The sequence below is a fragment of the Shewanella sp. 10N.286.52.A9 genome, assembly GCF_041468985.1.
Classification (GTDB): Bacteria; Pseudomonadota; Gammaproteobacteria; order Enterobacterales; family Shewanellaceae; genus Shewanella; species Shewanella japonica.
Genome location: NZ_JBFRJQ010000028.1, coordinates 49,555 through 70,515 on the forward strand (window position 1 = coordinate 49,555; position 20,961 = coordinate 70,515).

At 37.8% G+C, this 20,961-nt stretch carries 15 protein-coding genes; 10 read left to right on the top strand and 5 right to left on the bottom strand.

Going from position 1 to position 20,961, the window contains the following annotated elements; all coding sequences use genetic code 11:
• Positions 1–34 precede the first annotated feature (34 nt).
• Both AB4128_RS17815 and AB4128_RS17820 read left to right on the top strand, forming a co-directional pair.
• A complete protein-coding gene (locus tag AB4128_RS17815; protein ID WP_372038488.1) occupies positions 35–1,636 on the top strand; it encodes a tryptophan halogenase family protein in 1,602 nt (533 codons plus the stop codon).
• 18 nt (positions 1,637–1,654) lie between these two features.
• The gene (locus tag AB4128_RS17820; RefSeq protein WP_372038489.1) at positions 1,655–2,413 is read left to right on the top strand and encodes a SapC family protein; all 759 of its coding nucleotides are present in this window, start codon (positions 1,655–1,657) and stop codon (positions 2,411–2,413) included.
• 102 nt (positions 2,414–2,515) lie between these two features.
• Here AB4128_RS17820 and AB4128_RS17825 read toward each other — a convergent pair whose 3' ends face one another.
• Positions 2,516–2,944, bottom strand: coding sequence for a hypothetical protein (locus AB4128_RS17825; RefSeq protein ID WP_080915734.1), 429 nt, complete (start codon positions 2,942–2,944; stop codon positions 2,516–2,518).
• A 364-nt stretch (positions 2,945–3,308) separates the two neighbouring features.
• Between AB4128_RS17825 and AB4128_RS17830 the strand changes: the two genes are divergently transcribed.
• From AB4128_RS17830 to AB4128_RS17845, 4 genes are all read left to right on the top strand, one after another.
• The gene (locus AB4128_RS17830; protein ID WP_192022716.1) at positions 3,309–4,055 is read left to right on the top strand and encodes a hypothetical protein; all 747 of its coding nucleotides are present in this window, start codon (positions 3,309–3,311) and stop codon (positions 4,053–4,055) included.
• A gap of 96 nt (positions 4,056–4,151) precedes the next feature.
• Complete coding sequence (locus AB4128_RS17835) at positions 4,152–4,856, top strand: pseudouridine synthase (protein ID WP_372038491.1); 705 nt, start codon at positions 4,152–4,154, stop codon at positions 4,854–4,856.
• Positions 4,857–4,965: 109 nt separating this feature from the next.
• Positions 4,966–5,286, top strand: coding sequence for a YkgJ family cysteine cluster protein (locus AB4128_RS17840; RefSeq protein WP_055024530.1), 321 nt, complete (start codon positions 4,966–4,968; stop codon positions 5,284–5,286).
• A 68-nt stretch (positions 5,287–5,354) separates the two neighbouring features.
• On the top strand, positions 5,355–5,921 hold the full coding sequence (locus AB4128_RS17845) for a HEPN domain-containing protein (RefSeq protein ID WP_372038492.1): 567 nt from the start codon (positions 5,355–5,357) through the stop codon (positions 5,919–5,921).
• 136 nt (positions 5,922–6,057) lie between these two features.
• On the opposite strand, the gene AB4128_RS17850 is transcribed toward AB4128_RS17845, so the two are convergent.
• The 4 genes from AB4128_RS17850 to AB4128_RS17865 all read right to left on the bottom strand — a co-directional run bounded on the left by AB4128_RS17850 (position 6,058) and on the right by AB4128_RS17865 (position 14,008).
• Positions 6,058–7,431 carry an RICIN domain-containing protein gene (locus AB4128_RS17850; RefSeq protein ID WP_372038493.1) on the bottom strand — a complete coding sequence of 458 codons (1,374 nt, stop codon included), beginning with the start codon at positions 7,429–7,431 and terminating at the stop codon, positions 6,058–6,060.
• 196 nt (positions 7,432–7,627) lie between these two features.
• Positions 7,628–10,027 (bottom strand): hypothetical protein, encoded by a 2,400-nt coding sequence (locus tag AB4128_RS17855; RefSeq protein ID WP_372038494.1) that lies wholly within the window; start codon positions 10,025–10,027, stop codon positions 7,628–7,630.
• A 681-nt stretch (positions 10,028–10,708) separates the two neighbouring features.
• Positions 10,709–11,326: a GntR family transcriptional regulator gene (locus AB4128_RS17860; RefSeq protein WP_065108069.1), complete on the bottom strand. Its 618-nt coding sequence runs from the start codon at positions 11,324–11,326 to the stop codon at positions 10,709–10,711.
• A gap of 315 nt (positions 11,327–11,641) precedes the next feature.
• Positions 11,642–14,008, bottom strand: a complete 2,367-nt coding sequence (locus AB4128_RS17865) for a beta-galactosidase (protein ID WP_372038495.1) — start codon at positions 14,006–14,008, stop codon at positions 11,642–11,644.
• A 440-nt stretch (positions 14,009–14,448) separates the two neighbouring features.
• On the opposite strand from AB4128_RS17865, the gene AB4128_RS17870 reads away from it, so the two are divergent.
• The 4 genes from AB4128_RS17870 to AB4128_RS17885 all read left to right on the top strand — a co-directional run bounded on the left by AB4128_RS17870 (position 14,449) and on the right by AB4128_RS17885 (position 20,614).
• A complete protein-coding gene (locus AB4128_RS17870) occupies positions 14,449–16,062 on the top strand; it encodes a sugar porter family MFS transporter (RefSeq protein ID WP_372038496.1) in 1,614 nt (537 codons plus the stop codon).
• Between the two features lie 2 nt (positions 16,063–16,064).
• Entirely contained in the window at positions 16,065–17,015 is a 951-nt protein-coding gene (locus AB4128_RS17875) for a sugar kinase (RefSeq protein ID WP_372038497.1), read from the top strand.
• A gap of 77 nt (positions 17,016–17,092) precedes the next feature.
• Positions 17,093–18,169 (top strand): glycoside hydrolase family 117 protein, encoded by a 1,077-nt coding sequence (locus tag AB4128_RS17880; RefSeq protein ID WP_372038498.1) that lies wholly within the window; start codon positions 17,093–17,095, stop codon positions 18,167–18,169.
• 81 nt (positions 18,170–18,250) lie between these two features.
• Positions 18,251–20,614 carry an alkaline phosphatase D family protein gene (locus AB4128_RS17885; protein ID WP_372038500.1) on the top strand — a complete coding sequence of 788 codons (2,364 nt, stop codon included), beginning with the start codon at positions 18,251–18,253 and terminating at the stop codon, positions 20,612–20,614.
• The last annotated feature ends 347 nt before the right edge of the window (positions 20,615–20,961 follow it).

Consider the following 20,961-nt stretch of genomic DNA (forward strand, 5'->3'; position numbering starts at 1 on the left):
GTTAAAAGTTTTCACAACAAGAATTGGAGTTAATATGCCTAATCCAATCGACTCGGGTAACACCGCGAATGCGGCCAAAGAACAGTCTAAAAATATTCAACATATTGTCGTTGTTGGTGGTGGTAGTGCTGGTTGGATAACCGCTGGAACCATAGCTGCTAAACTTAACAATACCTTTGCTGGTCAGTACTCTGTCACCTTGGTTGAATCTGCCAACGTTGCGCCAATTGGGGTCGGCGAGGGAACGTGGCCAACAATGAGAACGACGTTAAAAAAAATGGGGATCCGAGAAACAGACTTTATTAAACAATGTCATGTATCTTTCAAACAGGGAGCAAAATTTGCTAAGTGGGTGACAGGTAAACAGGATGACTATTATTATCATCCCTTGATGTTGCCAGAAGGGAATAACAGTGAAACCTCGATTCGTCAGTGGTTTACTACCGATTATAATCATTCACTTTCTTCATCCTTGAGTCCTCAAGAATCACTGTGCGAAGCCGGCCTTGCTCCTAAATACATAACAACGGCTGAATATGATGCTGAAGCTAATTATGCCTATCATTTGGATGCTGGTAGGTTTTCTGAGTTTTTAAAAAACCATTGTGTGAATAAACTGGATGTACGTCACCTTATAACAGATGTGGTTGCCATAAATAATGATGATTATGGTTATATTGATTCGTTAACCACTGAAGACGAAGGTGATATTCATGGCGATTTGTTCATTGATTGTACAGGTTTTAACTCATTATTACTGGGTAAGCATTTTGATGTGCCATTTAAAAGCTGCAAAGACATTTTGTTTGTGGATTCTGCTATAGCAGTTCAAGTTCCTTATGAAAGTGAGCAATCGTCTATTGCTTCACATACCATTTCAACTGCGCAGTCTTGTGGCTGGATTTGGGATATTGGTCTGTCAAATAGACGTGGGGTTGGTCATGTTTATGCTAGTCAGTACATTAGCGAGCAAGAAGCTTTAAATGAATTAAAAACGTATTTAGCTGACTCAGTAGATGACGTTGAGTCATTATCGTTTCGAAAAATTCCAATCAACCCTGGTCATAGGGAAAAGTTCTGGCATAAAAACTGTGTCGCTGTGGGTTTATCTGCTGGTTTTTTAGAACCGTTAGAGGCGTCAGCATTATTATTAGTAGAAATATCAGCGGCAATGATTGCAGAACAATTACCTGCTAACCGTGAATCGATGAAAATTGTTGCCCAACGTTTTAATGATACATTTTTATATCGATGGGAACGAATCATTGATTTTCTAAAATTGCATTACATGTTGAATCAGCGCAATGACAGTGCTTTTTGGATAGATCATCGAAAGGCTGCGTCAATTCCAAACAGTTTACAGACCCTATTAACGTTATGGCAGACACAAGTGCCGTCTGATAATGATTTTATTCATGCTACAGAGGTTTTTCCTGCAGCGAGTTATCAATATGTGCTTTATGGAATGGGCTTTAATACTCGCAGTGCTCCCTGGGCACTTAATGAAAAACAACAAGACTTAGCGCGAACTCAATTCAACCTTACAAAGCAAAAAACGCAGCAGTTAATGAATACATTACCGAGTAATCGGGCACTGCTTAATTTAATTCATCAGTATGGTTTACAAAAAATATAATAAGCCTGAGGGATCATAATGAATAATGTAATAGTCGACCCTAAACAACATCTTAATACCGCCGTGCTAACCCAATATGGCAAACAATTTGGCGATAATGTCCATTATGTGCCAGTTATTGCTGATGAATTAAGAAAGCTAGTGATTGAATACCCCTGTTGTTTACTTAAAAACAATCAAACAGGTCAATTTGGATTACATGCTTTATTGGGGTTTGAGCCAGGTGAAAATCTGTTTCTAACTAAAGATAATTGGGATGCAACTATGATCCCTATGCATGTGAAACGACAGCCTTTCATGCTTGCCCGATTACGTGGCGCTGACAACGAGTCACTAAACACCGACAATACCGCATTAACTATCGATATGAACGCGAAACGCGTTGTTGAAATCCCTTGCTCTAATGTCGATGCGAAGCGATTGTTTGAGAATGATGGTTCAGCCAGTGCCTATTTAAAGGACATGCATCAGCTAGTGTATCAATTGGCACAAGGGATCATAAAAACAGATGCGTTTATTACAACACTGATTGAACTCGACTTAATTGAGGCTGTTGAAGTTTCTGTAAAACTCATTGATGGACAACAGCATACGTTTAATGGCTTATATGTCATTAATGAGACTAAGTTAATCAACTTAACACCCGCAGCATTGACTGAGTTAACTAAGCAAGGGTATTTGCAAGCATGTTATTTAATGATTGCGTCGATGGGAAATATACAAAAGTTGATAAAGTTAAAAAACCAACAATTACAACAGGCTAAATCTGAAGGATAGTTTTCAGTAACAGCTGACAAAAGGCTATTAAAAAGAGCTGAACACCTTGTGTCAGCTCTGTAGTAAATTCCTATTCAAACTTATCATTAACAAGCGTAATGATTATTTATACTCTATAACACGGGCTATGAAGGTAAATTTACCAGAGTCATTACGATAATCACGATATAAATCAACAGAAAAAGCGGTTGGTTTGTCAGCATCTATCCTTGCCGCTATTTTATGACTCAATGCATCAATATCAACTTCATTATAGATATAGAATTTTTTAACTTTTTCTAAACCGTGTTCTTTGGCCTCGTGGCTAGTTACGTAGATTTCACTGTAGATGTCAGTAATAAATCCCTGATAAGTGACGCTTTCAAAACTTGCATCTTCATCTACCGTAATAAAAATATCCGTTTGCTCATCGACAACGGTAAGTTGTTCCATAGCAGAATTAAGTTTATCGGTTGATACTTGATTAGATTCTGCTTGCGCACCTGCACTTAACGTCATCATAGTCAGCGCTATTATTGTTTTCTTCATCATTTATATACCTAGTCATTCAGCTTCAAAAGTGCTGTAGTTCGAATACTGGTATGTTATAAACAATAAAGGGCTTAGCAGAATCGGTTATGTAGGATTGAACCCATCAAAAAGCAACATGTAATCAACTAAAATAGTTTAGCCGTCTGTTGTCTTATTTGTTAACCGAGGTTAAACGAGAACAGCAACTTTAAAATATTGTCATGTTTTTTAAAAATAGGTTTGTATCTGGTTTTACTTTGACAGTGACCGATTAATGATTTTGTAGCGACGGTCAAAGGCCTAATAATTAGCCAATAATCTCCATTGACTAAGATTTTTATTTAGCCTACGGTGTACTCTTATTTTGTAAGGGTGGGGCGTTTAAATGTATAAAGCAGTGGCTATTTGTATCATTGGGTTAAGTTTATCCGGTTGTGATATTTTAGAAGAGTTAGTTCATCCATCGCCTACAGATCCAGAAGCCAAAATTGATTCTGGCTTTAAAGACCAAGCTGCACAACTCGGTTTAAGTGAAGCTGTTATTAATCGCCTATGTACTGCAACTAAAAAAATAGAAACTCATTGTATAAATGTCGTTAATGCGAATAACGTGAGAGAAGTAAAAGTTGAGTACACCATGGAAGAAGCCGTTATCAGTAATGGTAATGCTAAATCGTATAATGTCAGTCGTGTTGTTTTTCACCTTGAAACAGATGACAGTGCTTCGAAAGTCTTTTTTGAAAATAGCCGTACTTACAAACAAGATGATGGTTACAGCTACACATGGTCAGAGCCTGAAGGTTATGACGTAGCGAACTTAGTACTCAGTAGTGATTCAGAGAATCCAATTGCATTAGCAAACATGACAACAATCGACGCCATCTCAAATTCTGAACTATCAGAAATCGCCTATACTGAGTTAAGTAATGATGAGTATAAATTAGTGGCTGGTGCTGAGATTATGGATGATATCAGTATCGTAGAGTTTCCTTCATTGACCTATGTGTTAACAGCTGATGGTGAAACCGAAGAGGAAGATACAAGCTTCGCTATGTACACTGGTGGTCACTCGAATATACTTGGTAATTTCGCGCCAGTAATTGCAGATGCAATTGAACAAGTTTGGTATTAACTTAGTTAGCATAGTTGTTTTTATCATTTTAAGCGGCCGCAAGGCCGTTTTTCATTTTCATCAATGCCCGAAAATAAATAAGGCTATATAAGTCCGATGCGGTTAGATAAGTTTGTGCTTCGTAGTACACAATTGAATAAACAACAGGTAGTGAAAGTCATAGAGTCGGGATTAGTCTCGGTTAATCAACAAATCATTACCGACTGTGCTATTCAAGTACACGAAAACAATCATATAACTTACAATAGTAACCAGTTAACACCACGGCCTTTTAGGTATCTTTTACTGCACAAAACCCCTGATACACTGTGCTCAAATGTTGATGGTGAATACCCGTCTGTATTTAATGACATCGATATCGAAAATAAAGATGAGCTACACATTGTGGGTCGCTTGGATGCTGACACATCTGGTTTGATATTAATTACTGACGATGGCCGTTGGTCCTTCAATATTACTCGTCCAGATATGGATTGCCCCAAAGTGTATCGGGTTACATTAGCAAAACCGATCACTGAAGATGCGATAACTAAATTAGAACAAGGACTGTTATTACAGGGGGAGTCAACTAGCACAAGACCCGCTAAGATAATTAAAATTGATGACTTACACGTGCTATTAACGATTACTGAAGGGCGCTACCATCAAGTTAAACGAATGTTTTTTGCTGTAGGAAACAGAGTCAATCAACTACATCGTGAAAAAATTGGTGCTGTATCATTGGATCTTGATTCAAAGCAATGGCGTCATTTAACGGCCTCTGAAATTAGTTCCTTCGGAATGTATAGCCTACAAGCATAATGCGTCAATATGGGTTTATTAAAGTCTCCGTTATCTAATATCTACCCAATCAGTTATTATGGTGTTCTTCTTATCCAGGTGTTGATGCTAATCAATATCAAGTGAGCACATGAAAATAGACATCAACGAAATTCCGAGCCAAACCCTAAATGAGATTGATCCCAACGCAACGTGCATAACTTGTAAGGCTTGCTGCTGTAAATTAGAAGTAATGATTATTTCTGATACCGGCGTACCCGATGAATACATCAGTGAAGATAGTTGGGGAGGGCAAGTAATGAAGCGTCTTGATGATGGTTGGTGCGCGGCTGTTGATCGAGGCACATTGATGTGCACGATTTATGAAAATAGACCTTGGATATGCAGAGAATTTGAAATGGGTTCTTTTGAATGTGTTGAAGAGCGAAAACAGTTAACAGTTGAAGATTAAAAGCGTTTTAGGCTATTCTCTTGCTGCGCCAAACTTAATAACAAAGGATATGTATCTTAATGAATGGTATGCAATTTATTATAGAGTTATTGGATAAACTCGCTTGGCCTTTAGTGTTTGTATTTTGCGTTTTGATGTTACAAAAACCCATCGCTCGTTTAATCCCTTTGGCTAGAAAACTAAAGTTTAAAGACTTTGAAGTTGAATTTGGCCAAGAATTAAAGGCTGTATCAAAACATGCACAAGGGGCTTTTCCTGAGCTTAAACAAAATAAAAAAGCAATTTTGATTGCCTCTGTAGGTAACTTACCTAGCTCCTCAATTCTAGAAGCTTGGCGAGAGGTTGATGATGCAGCTGAAAACCTGATAGTAGCAAAGCTCGATAACGTGGATCTTGAATCTAGTACTCGCTACAAATTAATTGAAGAAACCCTGATTTCACAGCATTTAGTTGATACTAAAAAAGCTAAGCTATTTAATGAATTACGTCAGTTACGTAACAAAGTTGCCCATGCAAAAGATTATCAGGTTGGTAAATTAGAAGCGGTACAGTATATCGAGCTGTGTTTTGTATTGGTTGATCACTTTAATCAACTATTAAACCAAGAATCACGAGCTCATAATAACGTTAAATAACCCCTTCATATTAATGGCACTTAACACTCATGATTTAAAAGCGCCCATACTTCGCTAACCTGTGATTGTTATGCTTTTAGCATGGCAGTCACGACCTTGTTAGCATTGGGTGCTGTCGGTTAAATCACTTTTGCTATTACTCTACTTTAAATTGTTGATTGGTTCCGTTATAGCAGCTCCACTGAGTCAGAGAAGCGCCATCATTGGTGGATTTACCGGCGATATCAAGACACTTATTACTGACTTTGCTGATTATCTCGTAATATCCATCACCTTTATCTGCTAAATTCCACATTTGGTTTTGATTATTACTATTACACACCCACTGTTGAATTTTAGCGCCGTTACTTGTGCTACCGGCAGATAAATCTAAACATAAATTGCTAACGTTTGATTTTATCGTATAAAAGCCGTTACTTAATTGGTTAAGAGTGAATTTCTGAGCATTGGTGTTAGTACATGATGCTTGCTGATACTGAGAGCCGTTATAGGTTTGACTATTGATAACATCAATACACTTATTACTGTGCTTAGCGACAAGGTTGTACTGAGTATTTGGTTCTATACTGCCATCATTGCCACCATTATCGCCTCCAGAGCCGCCATTACTTACTGGTTGATAAACTCGTATCCAATCAACATACATTTTGTTTTTGCTTTGATCGGCAAGATCAGCATCCGTTGCCACATTGCCAGCTTCAGAACGCCATGAATGATCTTCAGTATCCAATATAATGAACATCTCTTCATTCATCGTATATTGGTTTTTGTCCATGATGGCACCAGTATAATCTTTATCCTTCATTACGACTTCAGCCCATGAGCCTTGAGGGGTTTCTTGTCCATCAATATAAAAAGTCACATCGGTAGGGCTTTTCCAATAAGCGCCAAAGCGATGAAACCCTTCACGCCAATAGTTTCCCCAAGTGGGAGTATTATGGGTTTGGTCGTTAAAGTCACTTCGTATGCTGTTATCACTATTGCGTAAAAAGACATGAAAGTTGGTTGACATATTTTGAGTAAACCAGGTTTCACGAGACCCACCATATACTTCTAGAATATCAATTTCCCGTTCGTCATTTTCACTCAGGAGCCAGAAATTGGAAGATAACTCTAAGTTACTAACCTTGATGTTAGCTTCAAGGAATATAGGATACTTAACTTTTGTTTTAGAGGTAATGACACCCGCATTAACTAGATTTGGCGCTTTACGTGAGGCACTAATAATTAAATTACCATCGGAAACCCATGATTCGTTTTGGCTCCATCGAGTTAAACCGGGGCCTTCCCAATTATTAAAGTAGGTATCATTCCATTTACTGTTAAAAGTGGCATTTTTACCTTGATAATTAAATGAATCAGAATATTGTTCATTTAGTTGCCAAACTAAACCGTTACCAGGATCCGCAGGTAATGGAATATTATCCCAATCAGCTGCAAAACAAACACTGGTTAATGCACTGGTGGTTATTAAAGTAGTAGCATAGATAACATTCATACTAGGTTTCATAAATTTCCCTTTCTTATGAAGAACACTTTTTGTAAAAAGTGTTTAACTAATGGCTATTTTTGATTAAACAAAAATAGATCCAGCCAGATTGAATACCACTTACAAACTGACAAGATGTGTTCAGCTCCTGCTTGCTATACAAGCAAGAGCATGATTGTTCGGAAATAAACTGAACGAATAAAAATAGTCTTATCAGTTATTCAAAATGATTCAGTGGTTTTGATTGAGCAAAATATTGCATTGAAATTGAGGTAATGAACCCGCCGTCATCTTCGAACTTAACGTCGATATCATTGTTTATATCTAGGTAGGTATTTGGGATTGGGATTTCAATAACCCCAAAATATTGCAGTCTTCCTTGACCTTGATTGTATTGATCATACCCGCGGTAATCGGGGTTTACACTGATAGGGTTGCCATTCACGGTTACCGTTGGTTGTAATGATTTACCATGCTCACGACCAAGTCCTAGGCGAAGTAAGGCTTCACCTGTTTCAGCAATCACAACATTATTAATTGAAAATATTTCAGCCTTGTTAGCCGTAATCGACCGCTTATAAGTCTCAGCATAATATTTGGTTTCAATTTGCTGGTGAGCTAACTCAACGGCGTCAAGTAGTTCGAGTTTTATGATTACCGTGCTTTCACTCTCAATCGTATATTCGGCTAATTCATCAAGTGTTATTAAGTCGGTTTCGTTTAGTGATGTTTGGTTGTTATTATGCGTTAACTGTTTGATACTAATTTTATTTATCTTATCTTTATCTATTCCTAGTACAGACACATCGACCATTTTGTGCGTTTTTTCAAGACTGTTAATTATTAAAAAAGCATTATTGCCATCAACATAAGCATCTAATTGGAAATCACTGTCGTTTGAGTAACTGTCGACCCTAGTGCCATTCACTTCTGACCAAAGTTGATAAAACTTAACCATGTCGGTATAAACATATTCATCGCCACTTTGACCTTCAATCTCCTTCTTTTGTCGCATTAAACGTGTGTAATAGGGAACAGTTTCGCTTTCTCGTCCCCATTCAGCTTTTACTGGAATGAAGGGAATGGCCATTTCAATTTTATCTGCACGTTCTAAAAATGACATTAATTGGCTGTTGATGGCTCTTAAATGATACCAATCCCGTTCAGCTAACCATGGTTGATTAAATAGCCCATGTACTTGAGCACCATATTCTGAAACTAAAAATGGTTTTACTTCTCCTAATGTCAGGTACATGTAATGTTCAAGCATATCAAACGTCGCTTCAATGTTACTTCCAGAGCGTAATTCTTCACGATTTTGAAATGAAGGGAAGTCATAAAGATGAAGCGATATAAAATCCATATCGTCACCAGCCAAATCTATAAACGCTTTATCTCGTTGCTCCCAGCGAGCAAAATCTTGTTTATCAAAATCAGGAAAGGCAACGGTATATCCGCCTACGAGTACGTCACTATTAACTTGTTCATTGTCTATCTTTATTGACTTTATGGCTTTGGCAATGTTGATATGAAATTGAAATATCTGCGCAATATCACCGGGTTGTTCTGCTATATCCACTAATTCAAATAGAGGCTCATTCATAACTTCTACATATTTTGGCTTGGGTTGACCGTAGATATCTACGCCATCATTTTTATTAAAATACTTAGCAATATATTGGCCCATGTAATCACCTGTTGCCGTGCCAAAAGTCTCATCAGGTGTATCTTGTTGAGAAAATGCCCAGCCTTGACCTGTATCTTTTCCATCAGGCCAATAAGGGTGTTGTTGTGCCGCAATCACCATATTTTGATTACGGTGCTCGTGCTGTCTTTGGCTTTGTGCCCTTGCATCTAACGCCGTTTTATAACTCCAACGAATATTACCGCCAATATCAGTCATCGTATTTGCATTAGCATAACCAGATTGAACTGCCGATTCGTTAAGTAAACTTAATTGATAGCGCATACCGCCAGTATCTCGTCCAAAATAGACGTCATAACCCTCAATAAATTCGCTAATTAGGTCGCTTGATTCATTTACCCCAACGTTGTACCAATCGTTTTCTGTATGAGATGCATGGATAGTAATAAATTTTTCACGTTGAAACTGGCTAACATTATTAATGCTATGGATTGTATCTAAGTTAAACATGAGCTTTGTCGCTGAAGCCATTACGCTAGGCGTCGTCGTTACTGCAAATTCAGTAGTAAAGTCACCAACAGTGATTTGAGCTGTGAGAGTTGTATCGACTGTGTTGGCTGCAATCAACTGAACAGCAATTGAATCACCATCTGATACACTTTGGGTGGATTGAGTAAAGTCCTCATCATTGATTGAAATGAAGCCACCAATGACATCGACATCTACCGAGGTATTTATTCCTGAAATTTGGATAACCTCAGAAGCATTCTTGCTCGCTAATGGCGCATTTGTTATTGGCGTAAAATGAAATGGATCTGGAGTGCTGTCAGGAACAATGACATTGTTAATTATGGGATCATTTACTTCATTGTTATCTGAAGTTGAAGAACCGCAACCTAACAAAGTTATAAGTATAGCAATGATAATAATAGCGTTGAGACGTTGTTTATCGCCTAGATTATTCGAGGTCATATATGTTCACTTTTATTTATTTAACATAACAGGACACAATAACTTCGTAGACAACAAGGTGACGATTTACGGATCACCTTCAAACATATCTATCCTTAATTAAGATATCGCTAACCTAACATTGTTTAATGAATATTGTTAACAAAAATTATTAAGGTTAATTTTTACTATATGAGGCGTTGAATTAAATTGCTAGTGTAAGCAACTGTATTTTAATGCTAAAAATAGCAATTGATAACCAATTGGTTTATAAATGCAATTTAATTCACGGGTAAATACTGTAAAGAATCCCTAATCAATATAAAAACAAGCATCAAGATAGAGTTATTCATGTGATTCGATGTATTGTCAATAACTTATCTAAGTAAAAAATTGAAATTAATAACGTCTGATCTAAAGGTTCGAAAAGGCGAATATCAAGACTATTTTGAATTAACCATTGAGTTAATTAATGAGCTTGAAGCCAAAGTTTTGGAGTGTTTGTTGTTCAAGGGATTCGAATTCACCTAGGGAACAAGGATTAATCCTTGTTAGTTAATCGATGCTAGTTAATTGTTGGCTGTTAAGTTTAATGGTTGAGCGTTTCACGAAAAAACATTCATTTTAAAAAACATTCAATTTTAAAAAGGCAAAAGGGCAGTGAAAACTGCCCTTGATAATAGATAAGAAAAACTTGCTGATTTATTTAATATTAGCTTTTATTGCTTTAGATGCTCGACTAATGTCACCTTCACGTAAAGCCTGTAATATTCCTCTGTGCTCTTCAACACACTCAGAACTTGATGTAATACGTTTATAATTTAAACGCATACGCATTACATATGGATACCAAATATTCACCAAATCTTCGCCACCGGCTTTATAAATTAGGTAATTATGGAAGGAAATATCAACCTTAGTGACTTCTGTGAAATCTTCTCTATCAAACGCCGCCTGTAGTTCGTCTAGAATCGACTCTAATTGAACAACATCATCATCTGTTAATGGGTTTTGCTTGAGATTTTCAATCGCATAAACCTCTATATTTTGACGAAGATTTATCATTAATTTTTGCAGCTTAGGTTCTAATATACTGTTAACTGAAGCGCCGCAATTGTTCTTAGAAATTAACAAGCCTTCTTTGGTTAGCTGCAGGATAACATCACGGATTGGCCCACGAGAAAGCCCAAATCTTTTAGCAAGTTCTTGTTCATTTAATTTGGTATTCGGGGCCAAATCTCCCGAGATAATATCTGAACGTAATTGATCAGCAATTTGGTCTTTTACCGATAAGATTTTGGTAGGTTTAGCTGCAGCCATGATATATCCAATTTATTCATATTATTTAACATTCTAGACATTGAGCTATTTTTTTACAATTGTCAAATGTCATATTGTTAAAAATATACACTTTATTTTTTTATAAGTATCTGAATTTAAAGTGCAAGATTTATATCCTACTTTTAAAAAAGCAAAAAAATGCCCATTTACCATTATATTGTTAACAAATTACATGGCTAACTGACGGTAAAATGGGCAATCTGAAGACCTGTTCAGATGACAAACAACCTTACTAGGTTGGAGCAAAATGAAGTACTCACTGGGGAGAGAAATACTTCTATAAATTGAATCTGTTTATTTTTCCTTAAAACGTCGTTGATACATTGCTTTGTTGATTGCTTTTGCAGCTTCCACCATATAGGGATAAGGCGTATCAGTTACCGAAACGAAACCCACATTGTAGTTTTCGCCATCATAGGCACGTCCGGTAATAGGTGAGTCAATATATTGGAACCAATGAGCACCGACAAAATAAGGATTATCAATGACAGACTTCATGTAGTCTTTGTACATAACAGCTCTGTCTTGTTGGTCTGATGCGAGAATAAGCCCAGGATGATATAAACCTGAATCTTTAGCACCAATATGGAATTCACCAATTATGCTCGGCATATCAATTTCTTGTAAAAATGCCCAAGACTTTTTGGTTAAGCCTTCTTTATATGAGTTAAAGCTTATAACATCTACATGCTTAGCGGATGCATTAACGACTTCTCGTGGCATTCCCCAATCTGGAAAACGAGAGCCTAAATACAGATGATTTGGCATGTAATGCTTTACTGCTTTATTAACAGTGCTGAAATATTTGTCAGCATAGGCTGTTAGCAATAATCCATAATCATTGATTTGTTCAGAGTTGTTTATACTCGAATCAATACCACTATCAAATTCTGCCCAATCAGTAATCGATTTGTTCCAAGCCTGATTTAACTTTTTTATATCCACATACTTTTGTTTCATCAGACGAGTAAATTCAGCTTTGGTTGGTACTTCAGCACCGTTTTTAGTTAATGTATTGACAACAATGCCATAGCGGCTTTCTGTACTATCCGAACGGCCAAAGCTTTTTTCATTATCAACGAAAATACCAACGCACCATGGGTTGCCTTTTACTTCATCGTTTATGACCTTAGCGGTAGCATAGGCACGTTTTTCAAATTCAGGGTCAAATACATCTGGCATTGGCGCCCAAAAATCATCACCGCTAGAAACCGTTTTATAACTTCCAATGATCCAACCATTAGCAAAATAGGGGATTTTGTTGTTATCGTAATACCTAGGGTCGGTCCAATTCCCTAAGGACGTAAAGCCCCAATCTAGCATTCGATTTACTGTGGTATCTTCCCATGCCTGCATATAGCCTTCAGCTTGTTGACCGTATTTACGTTCTAAGTTTGCCGAATAAAAACTGAACGTTTCTCCATGCTTTAATGGACCAGAATGTGCGCTGCGACGATAACCAAAATGTTTACCTAAAGGGGCATCGTAGTCGGGCAACCAACTGAACATGTTTGTGCGTGTGTCAGATGCGATAAATCGACTCGCTATTGCCTCATCAGATACGCGGTTTAATTTTTGAGAATCCTCTGGTGTAACATTATCTTTAGGTGGTTGGACAATATACGCTTGCTTAAAGTCATATCCGGTTAATGTTGAGGAATTAGATAAACGGATAATATCAATGCCGGTGGCCAAATATAGATATCCATCAGGGTCAACTAATGACCATTTACCGTTCACTTTTTCTGTTCTAAAAAAGCCTGTCGCCGTTAACTTAGGACCTGATAACCATCCACCATAACGACTTCTATCTTCTGCGACTTTACCGGTAAATGTTTTAGCCTCGTCGACACGTTGTTGTTCTAACTCTAGATCATTATGAACTTTCCCAATAAAGTCCTGTTTTTTATTTTGTCCGTATTGATCAACGATATCAGTTAGAAAGAGGGGATCAAATTTTGGATTTTGCCTAATTTGTACTCGACTAATATCGATAGATTTGTCGTGCAGGTTGCTTTGAACACTTAAACTGATTTTGGCGATGCCAGCCGTATTGAGGTTCTTTTTCCCCCACATAGAGGTAAATTGATGTTCATTACTTTGCCAAGTATCAGGATTTGAACGTAAACCTGAGGTGAAGTTGAGTTCTACTTTATGATCGCTATCCATCACACCTAAGTCATGGCCAGCCATTTTTGCGTAATAGGTTTGAATGTTATCTCCAACAGGGACATTTACCGTTCGTGTATAAGTAAACCCATCAATATCACTGATATCAAGATACAACTGCACACTATGATTACTGGTATTAACGATATCAAAAGCTAAGTTAAAGTCATTCAAGTCACTCCAGTCCCATGCTTTTTCTGGAACAAAACTGACACCGCTATAATTATTATCTTTTGAGTTAAAAGCGACACGTAATTTGCCATCAGAGATACTCGTCTGAGCGGCAACAGGTTTAATTATGTTGTTACTTTGGATATTAAAGTTAATCAAATCCATCGCTTGTTTGCTGTTAACTACCAATGGCACACTTTCGGTTGGTGTCGTGTTTTGGCCTATATTTTGTGTGTCATGTTGACAAGCGATAGTGGACAAAATTGTTGTCGCTATGAAGCTATACCTAAGCGCATTTCGAGTATCTAGTTTTATATTCATCTTTTTCCCAAAGCATTTTGACTTAGCTAAACAGTTAATAATTATTGTTAACAATCTACATTGTTAATTTTTTATTAGCAATACGTTAATGCTGAAACAAGGTAAAAATCTAAAAATTTTGAATGTTGAATTAAGCAGGACTGTTATGGACTAACACTCTGTAGATTCTTAAGTAATTATAAAATATGACCTTTTAAGGTTATGGGGTAATTTGTTTACTTTGTTTTAGCAGAATAACTAAATTGATTTTGGTAAATTGTTAACAATAGTTGCTATCTATTTATTGTTAGTGCTAATGTAATGTTAATTGCATTGTTGGTCGCGAGATGAAGTTAAAGTCTGAAGAGCCAATAAGTGTGCTGTTAAATCATACCAAACATTTGGGTTACATTGCTCAGCACAAATATAAGTAGATAATTAAATAGATAGTGGATGTTAATATGATTATTAAAAGTCACAGTGTTTTATATTGTGCGCTGGTTGTGGCATTGGGCGGTTTTATTTTTGGCTTAGATGCAGCGTTGATATCTGGCACAGTGCGTTTTGTCACTACGGAATTTGATTTAACGGATCTTCAAATTGGAACTGTTGTCAGTGCACCAGGCTTCGGAGTCATATTTGCTTTGATGGTCACAGGGTTTATATGCGACAAGATAGGACGTAAAAAAACCTTAGTTATTATCTCATTTATCTACATTATTTCAGCGGTGCTATCAGTCATAGCCACCAGCTTTGAATCATTGGTTGTCGCTAGGTTTATTGGCGGGCTCGCATTTACCTCTTTATCCGTAGCTGCAATGTATATTGGTGAAATCGCACCATCGCATTTACGCGGTAAGTTAGTCTCTATAATTCAAATCAACATCGTAGTGGGTTTATCCATTGCTTACTTTGCAAACTTTGCCATATTAGAAATATCAGAAAGTGCTTACCCTTGGGTTTCATCATTGCATATCGACACCCATACATGGCGTTGGATGTTAGGTATCGAAATTTTACCCGCTATAGTGTGGTTTTTATTACTACTTAACATCCCGCAAAGTCCACGCTGGTTAATCATGAAGCGAAAAGAAGACAAAGCTAAATTGATCATTAATCAATTTAACAATACGACTCAGTGCGAAGATGAAGTCGCCCAGATCAAACAAAGCCTTAAAAGTCACAATGAAAAAGAATCTTTTTGGGTACTCTTTAAAAGTCTTTTTGATAGTAAAGTCCGGGGCGTGGTGATTCTTGGATTAACCATAGGTATTGTGCAACAAATCACTGGGATCAATGCGATTATGTTTTACGCACCCACAGTATTTGAACAGCTCGGAATAGGCACTGATGCTGCATTTTTTCAAGCTGTTGTAGTCGGACTCGTTAGTATTATCTTTACTGTGGTCGCTATTTTATTAATCGATAAGCTTGGTCGAAGACCCTTAGTTATTTGGGGACTTGCTACAGCCACCATAAGTTTATTTGCTTGTTACTGGGGCTTTAGTCAGGCTACTTATTCATTAACTGAACAATCATTAGTGTCTCTAGCAGATCAAGTGAACATTGAGCCTTTAACATCTATGTTAAACGTTGTTTTTCAAAGTGACGTTGAATTTAAGACAGCCTTGATTAGTGTGCTAGGTGAGTCGGATGCTAAGCAATATGAAAGTGTGCTGCTGCAAAGTGCTGCAACCATCAATGCTAACTTAATTATCGCGGGTATTATTGGCTTCATTGCAGCTTTTCATTTTTCAATTGGCCCAATAATGTGGGTGTTATTTTCTGAAATATTCCCAACACATATTCGCGGTGTTGCGATTCCTGTTTTTGCGTTTATCACAAGCTTCGTAAGTTATTTAGTGCAGCAGTTTTTCCCTTGGCAATTAAGTGTGTTTGGTGCTGATGAAATATTCTTGTTTTATGCTATTTGTGGTGCAATTGGATTTATTTTGTTGTTCAAAATCATGCCAGAGACGAAAAACAAAAGTATTGAAGAAATAGAAATTTTGCTTTCAGGCAAACACACTGGTAACAAAGATAATAGTATCCCACTCGCTAAAAGAGAGGCATGAACATGAAGTCTATGTTAGCCATTGGCGAGTGCATGATGGAACTATCTGAATATTCTACGTCATTGTTACACCGTGCTTTTGCTGGTGACACATACAATGCTTTGGTCTACGCCAAACAATATGAGCCAAAAATTGACTGTCAATTCTTTACTGTAATTGGTCATGATCAACCTAGTAAAGCAATGAGAGCTGCGTGGGATAAAAACGGTATTAACAGTCAATCGGCGTTAAGTATTGAGCAAGCAACAATTGGTATTTATGCCATCGCTACTGATAATCAAGGTGAACGCAGTTTCAGCTATTGGCGTAATCAGTCTGCAGCCACTCAGATGATGAAAGTGCTAACGACGGATAAATTATTAAACCGTATTGGTAAAGTTGATCTCGTGTTTTTTAGTGGTATTTCGTTAGGGATTCTCACTGATGAAGATAAACATTTACTGCTTAATCTCATACAGAAATTTCGCCAACACGGTGCATTAATTGCCTTTGATCCTAATTACCGCATCGCAATGTGGCAGTCTGTGGAACATGCAAAAACGTGGTTTGATTTAGCTTACCAGCACTGTGATATAGCCTTACCTGGTGTAGAAGAACATCAGGTTATTTATAACCATAACACCGCTACCGAAGTCGCTCTGTATTGCCAATCCTTAGCGGTATCAGAGATTATAGTAAAGAGTGGCCTTGATGGTACTTATATTTATGGCTCTAGTTCGTTAATAGACCATCAAGCATTTAATCCAGCCCCTCAACAAGTTGATTCAACAGCTGCAGGTGACTCATTTGCTGGTACGTATCTCTCCAGTAGATTAGCTGGCAACAGTATTTCTCTCGCACTTGCAGACGCTTGTTTTGTTGCTCGTGAAGTTGTGCAGCACAAAGGCGCTTTACTCCCTGGTGATGTTTATCAACAAATGATGACATCTAAAATCAATAATAATTGTGCATAAACGTTATTAGTGAATACGACTTTAAAAATTAATAGCCGCATTAACTAGAAAAACAAAAAGATATTTTAGGAACACGAATGAACCCTAATAAACCGTTGAGTCTTGCTAGTAAACGATCAATTGAAAGAGGATATGACCAAACAACGTCTGATTGGTTAGTTGAGTTTGATGTAACGCCTTTGAAAGGTGATTTTGCCTATGAAGAAGGTGTAATTAGACGGGATCCTTCATCTGTGATTAGTGTCGATGGAGTCTTGCATTGCTGGTATACCAAAGGTACCGGTGAAACGGTCGGTTTTGGTTCTGATAACGAAGACGACAAAGTGTTTCCTTGGGATTTAACGGAAGTCTGGCATGCAACGTCGACAGATGGTGAAACATGGAAAGAGCAAGGTGTAGCGATTGAACGAGGTCAAAGGGGCCAATATGATGATCGCGCTATTTTTACACCTGAAGTATTAGCTCACCAAGGTCGTTATTACCTTGTCTATCAAACTGTGACGACACCTTACACCAACAGACAATATGAAGAAATTGCATTGGCCAGTTCAGATAGCCCTTATGGCCCTTGGCATAAATCAGCTTCTCCTATCTTAAGTCCAAGTAAAGATGGGCAATGGCGAGGAGATGAAGATAATCGCTTTCATGTTACCAGCAAAGGGAGTTTTGACAGCCATAAAGTACATGATCCGTGTTTACTGTTTTTCGATAACAAGTTCTACCTTTATTACAAAGGTGAAACTATGGGTGAAGAAATGAATTTTGGCGGACGTGAAATTAAGCATGGTGTGGCAGTTGCAAACAATATTCAAGGACCGTATATCAAATCTGAGTTAAACCCAATTTCAAACAGTGGACACGAAGTGGTGGTTTGGAATTTTGAAGGTGGTATAGCGTCATTATTAACAACAGACGGACCAGAAAAAAATACCATACAGTTTGCCAAAGATGGCCAAAATTTTGAAATCAAAGCTCATATTAAAGGCGCACCTGAAGCTATTGGCTTGTATCGTGGCGGCTCTGAAACAGCTAAACCAGGTTTAGATTGGGGCTTATGTCATAAGTATGATCCAAGCTGGAATTGGAATTATATTTGTCGCTTTAGCATAAAACGACAAATCCTTGATGCAGGCACATTTCAAAACAGTAACTAAACACTATTTAATTACTAGGCCTAATTGTTGAAGGTTTAACTATCTAAGTCATTTCAGTGACAAATTAAAAATGAGGCGCTTATGGATAGGCGAAGTTTTATAAAGCTGTCAGCGTTAGCTGCAGGAAGCATGCTGTTTCCGACACAAGCAGCAAGAGCTGCTGCTAGTAGACGCTCATTAACAAAAACAACCCCCGTTGAATTATTGCCAAGCAATGTTCAACGCCCTTGGCTTGGAAAAGCGTTTTGGGGTAATCGTTTGCAAGATTGGCGCTTGAATGCGGGTAAAATTGAATGTATTCGCGGTGAGCGTGGTTTTGAAATGCGCACAGTGTCTATTTTAACTCGCCAACTCAACAACGCACCAAAGCCAGCACGTATCAAAGCTAAAGTCAGTAACTTAACGCCGACTAAAGCGGGTTTTTGTGGTTTTTTATTAGCGGCAGGTGCAGACCAACTTGATTACCGTGCTAGTGCGTTAATTCAACGCGCATCGGGTAAAAATGGCGGCTTTATGGCGGTCATTAATGACAAAGGTGAGCTAAGTTTTAGGGATTTTTCTGACACCAATAAGCCGCTCACTTTCGAAAAAGTGGTTAGAACTAATACAGTTAATATCGGCCAACTTCATGACCGTGAAATCATTTTAGATTGCCATATTGACCCAGTATCAAATAATAACTTTGATGTGCGTTTGATCGCCATAGACAGTAAAACCAACAAAGAATTAGGCTTTATTGTTCGTACTGGTGTACCTAGTTCTGAATTACTTGGCGGCGTGATGTTGTTGTCATCAATGCCATCTAAACAAAGCGGCGCTAGATGGGCGTTTGAAGATATTCAGTCCGGTGGTGACAAACTGTCTCAATTTGATGATAGAGGATTAGGGCCAGTTATTGGCTGTATGCATAGCCTGAATAAATCAGTATTAAAGCTAAGTGCACAATTTATGCCTGTTGCTGATAATGAATATCGCAAGGTTACACTTGAATATCGTCAATCATCAAACACCGAATGGCAATCTACTACTTCGCAAATTGAACCCGGTTATGTCATTCAATTTAGAGTAGACGGGTGGGATAATACACAAGAATATGATTACCGGGTTGTTAGTCATGATAAAGGTATCGCAGAGGTACTTTACCAAGGTCAAATATTAAAAGATCCTGGTCAGTCTAAGACGTTGTCGATTGCATTATATTCTTGTTTAGTTCCAACCAACTTGTCACTAGATATTGAACACTACAAAACGCGCTTGAAACAAGAAAAGCTATTAGGTCGTTTTGGTCCTGAAAACATTTTATTTCCGCATACTGAGTTAGTCGGTAATTGTGATAGTCATGAACCCGATATGTATGTGTTTTGTGGTGATCAATATTATGAAGCAACGCCCACGCAAGTATGGCGGGGAAGACCTGATTCTCATTTAGATATGTTGTATCGCTGGTACTTATGGTATTGGACATTTAGAGATTCAATACGAAATAAACCGTCGATATTGCTAGCCGATGACCATGATGTATTACAAGGCAATTTGTGGGGAGTCGGCGGTAGGGATCCTGTGGTACTAGAAGGAGACAAACGCACTGAAGAAGATGGCGGCTATATGGAAACCAAAGCACTGGTTAAAATGGTTTACCGTATGCAGCATGGTCATAATCCGGATGCGTTTGATCCTACGCCAATAGATCACGATATTCCGGTAACTTATGGTGCCTTTGTTTATGGTGGCGTGAGTTTTGCGCTGGTTGAAGATAGAAAGTTTAAATCAAGGCGTAATATTAATATCAATCCAGTACACACTCAGGGAGAGTTGTTAGGTCATCGTCAAGAGCAGTTTTTGCGTGCATGGGCCGATATGGACAAAGGCTTACCTAAAGTGTGTATTGCCTCCTCTATTTGGGGATCACCTCAAACTAAAAGCAACTTAGAGCCGCTTTTAGATTATGACTCAAACGGCTATCCACCTGATGGTAGAACCCGTGCAGTTAAGCTGATTAAAGACGCCGGTGCCGTGGTGATTTGTGGCGACCAACACTTACCAATGATGGCCAAACAAGGACTTGATACTTTTGATGATGGACCGCTATTTTTCGCCGGCCCTGCAGCAGCCGCATTCTGGCAGCGTTGGTTTGAAGGTTTCGGCAAACTTGATAACCCGATCAATAATGATCCTAATACAGGCAATTTTACCGACATATTTGGTAATAAAATGCGCGTATTGGCCGTGGCCAACCCGAAAGTAACTTATGATGACTTTAAGCAACAAACCAAAAATTCATGGAGTAACTTTTTGGCTGACCGATCATTGAAGAGCGAAGGCTATGGTATTGTGAAGGTTGACCACAAAGCCCAACAATTTGAATTTGAATGTTGGGAATGGAATACCGATCCAAACAAAGGCAAGCAATTTACTGGTTGGCCTTTTTTGCACAAATGGTCTTAAGCCATTTTCAAGCGACAATTCATAAAATGATATATGCCGGCTAAAGCCAAACACTAAGATTTACCGGCATATTTTTATCAAAAAATTAACATTTCACACCTATCAACTCATAAAATCACTCTTTTATCTTCCGTAGTTTGAACAAACATTCAATAACAAATACTGCATTTTTGTGGCGTATTTATCTAGATATTGACTCAATACAGTAGATAATGCTGTTGCGCTTTATTTCAAAATTATGACTATACCGCTAATTATTATTAGATAGATATTATCAATAAAATCAGCGACTAATAGATCAGTGTCAGTAATTTATTTCTCACGCAATACACGTTAATATATTGTAA

Excerpts from the sequence above, each read along its gene's own strand:
- AB4128_RS17870 (WP_372038496.1), top strand. The coding sequence starts at position 14,449 with ATGATTATTAAAAGTCACAGTGTTTTATATTGTGCGCTGGTTGTGGCA.
- AB4128_RS17885 (WP_372038500.1), top strand. The coding sequence starts at position 18,251 with ATGGATAGGCGAAGTTTTATAAAGCTGTCAGCGTTAGCTGCAGGAAGC.
- AB4128_RS17815 (WP_372038488.1), top strand. The coding sequence starts at position 35 with ATGCCTAATCCAATCGACTCGGGTAACACCGCGAATGCGGCCAAAGAA.
- AB4128_RS17825 (WP_080915734.1), bottom strand. The coding sequence starts at position 2,944 with ATGATGAAGAAAACAATAATAGCGCTGACTATGATGACGTTAAGTGCA.
- AB4128_RS17830 (WP_192022716.1), top strand. The coding sequence starts at position 3,309 with ATGTATAAAGCAGTGGCTATTTGTATCATTGGGTTAAGTTTATCCGGT.
- AB4128_RS17820 (WP_372038489.1), top strand. The coding sequence starts at position 1,655 with ATGAATAATGTAATAGTCGACCCTAAACAACATCTTAATACCGCCGTG.
- AB4128_RS17840 (WP_055024530.1), top strand. The coding sequence starts at position 4,966 with ATGAAAATAGACATCAACGAAATTCCGAGCCAAACCCTAAATGAGATT.
- AB4128_RS17875 (WP_372038497.1), top strand. The coding sequence starts at position 16,065 with ATGAAGTCTATGTTAGCCATTGGCGAGTGCATGATGGAACTATCTGAA.
- AB4128_RS17860 (WP_065108069.1), bottom strand. The coding sequence starts at position 11,326 with ATGGCTGCAGCTAAACCTACCAAAATCTTATCGGTAAAAGACCAAATT.
- AB4128_RS17850 (WP_372038493.1), bottom strand. The coding sequence starts at position 7,431 with ATGAAACCTAGTATGAATGTTATCTATGCTACTACTTTAATAACCACC.
- AB4128_RS17865 (WP_372038495.1), bottom strand. The coding sequence starts at position 14,008 with ATGAATATAAAACTAGATACTCGAAATGCGCTTAGGTATAGCTTCATA.
- AB4128_RS17845 (WP_372038492.1), top strand. The coding sequence starts at position 5,355 with ATGCAATTTATTATAGAGTTATTGGATAAACTCGCTTGGCCTTTAGTG.
- AB4128_RS17880 (WP_372038498.1), top strand. The coding sequence starts at position 17,093 with ATGAACCCTAATAAACCGTTGAGTCTTGCTAGTAAACGATCAATTGAA.
- AB4128_RS17835 (WP_372038491.1), top strand. The coding sequence starts at position 4,152 with ATGCGGTTAGATAAGTTTGTGCTTCGTAGTACACAATTGAATAAACAA.
- AB4128_RS17855 (WP_372038494.1), bottom strand. The coding sequence starts at position 10,027 with ATGACCTCGAATAATCTAGGCGATAAACAACGTCTCAACGCTATTATT.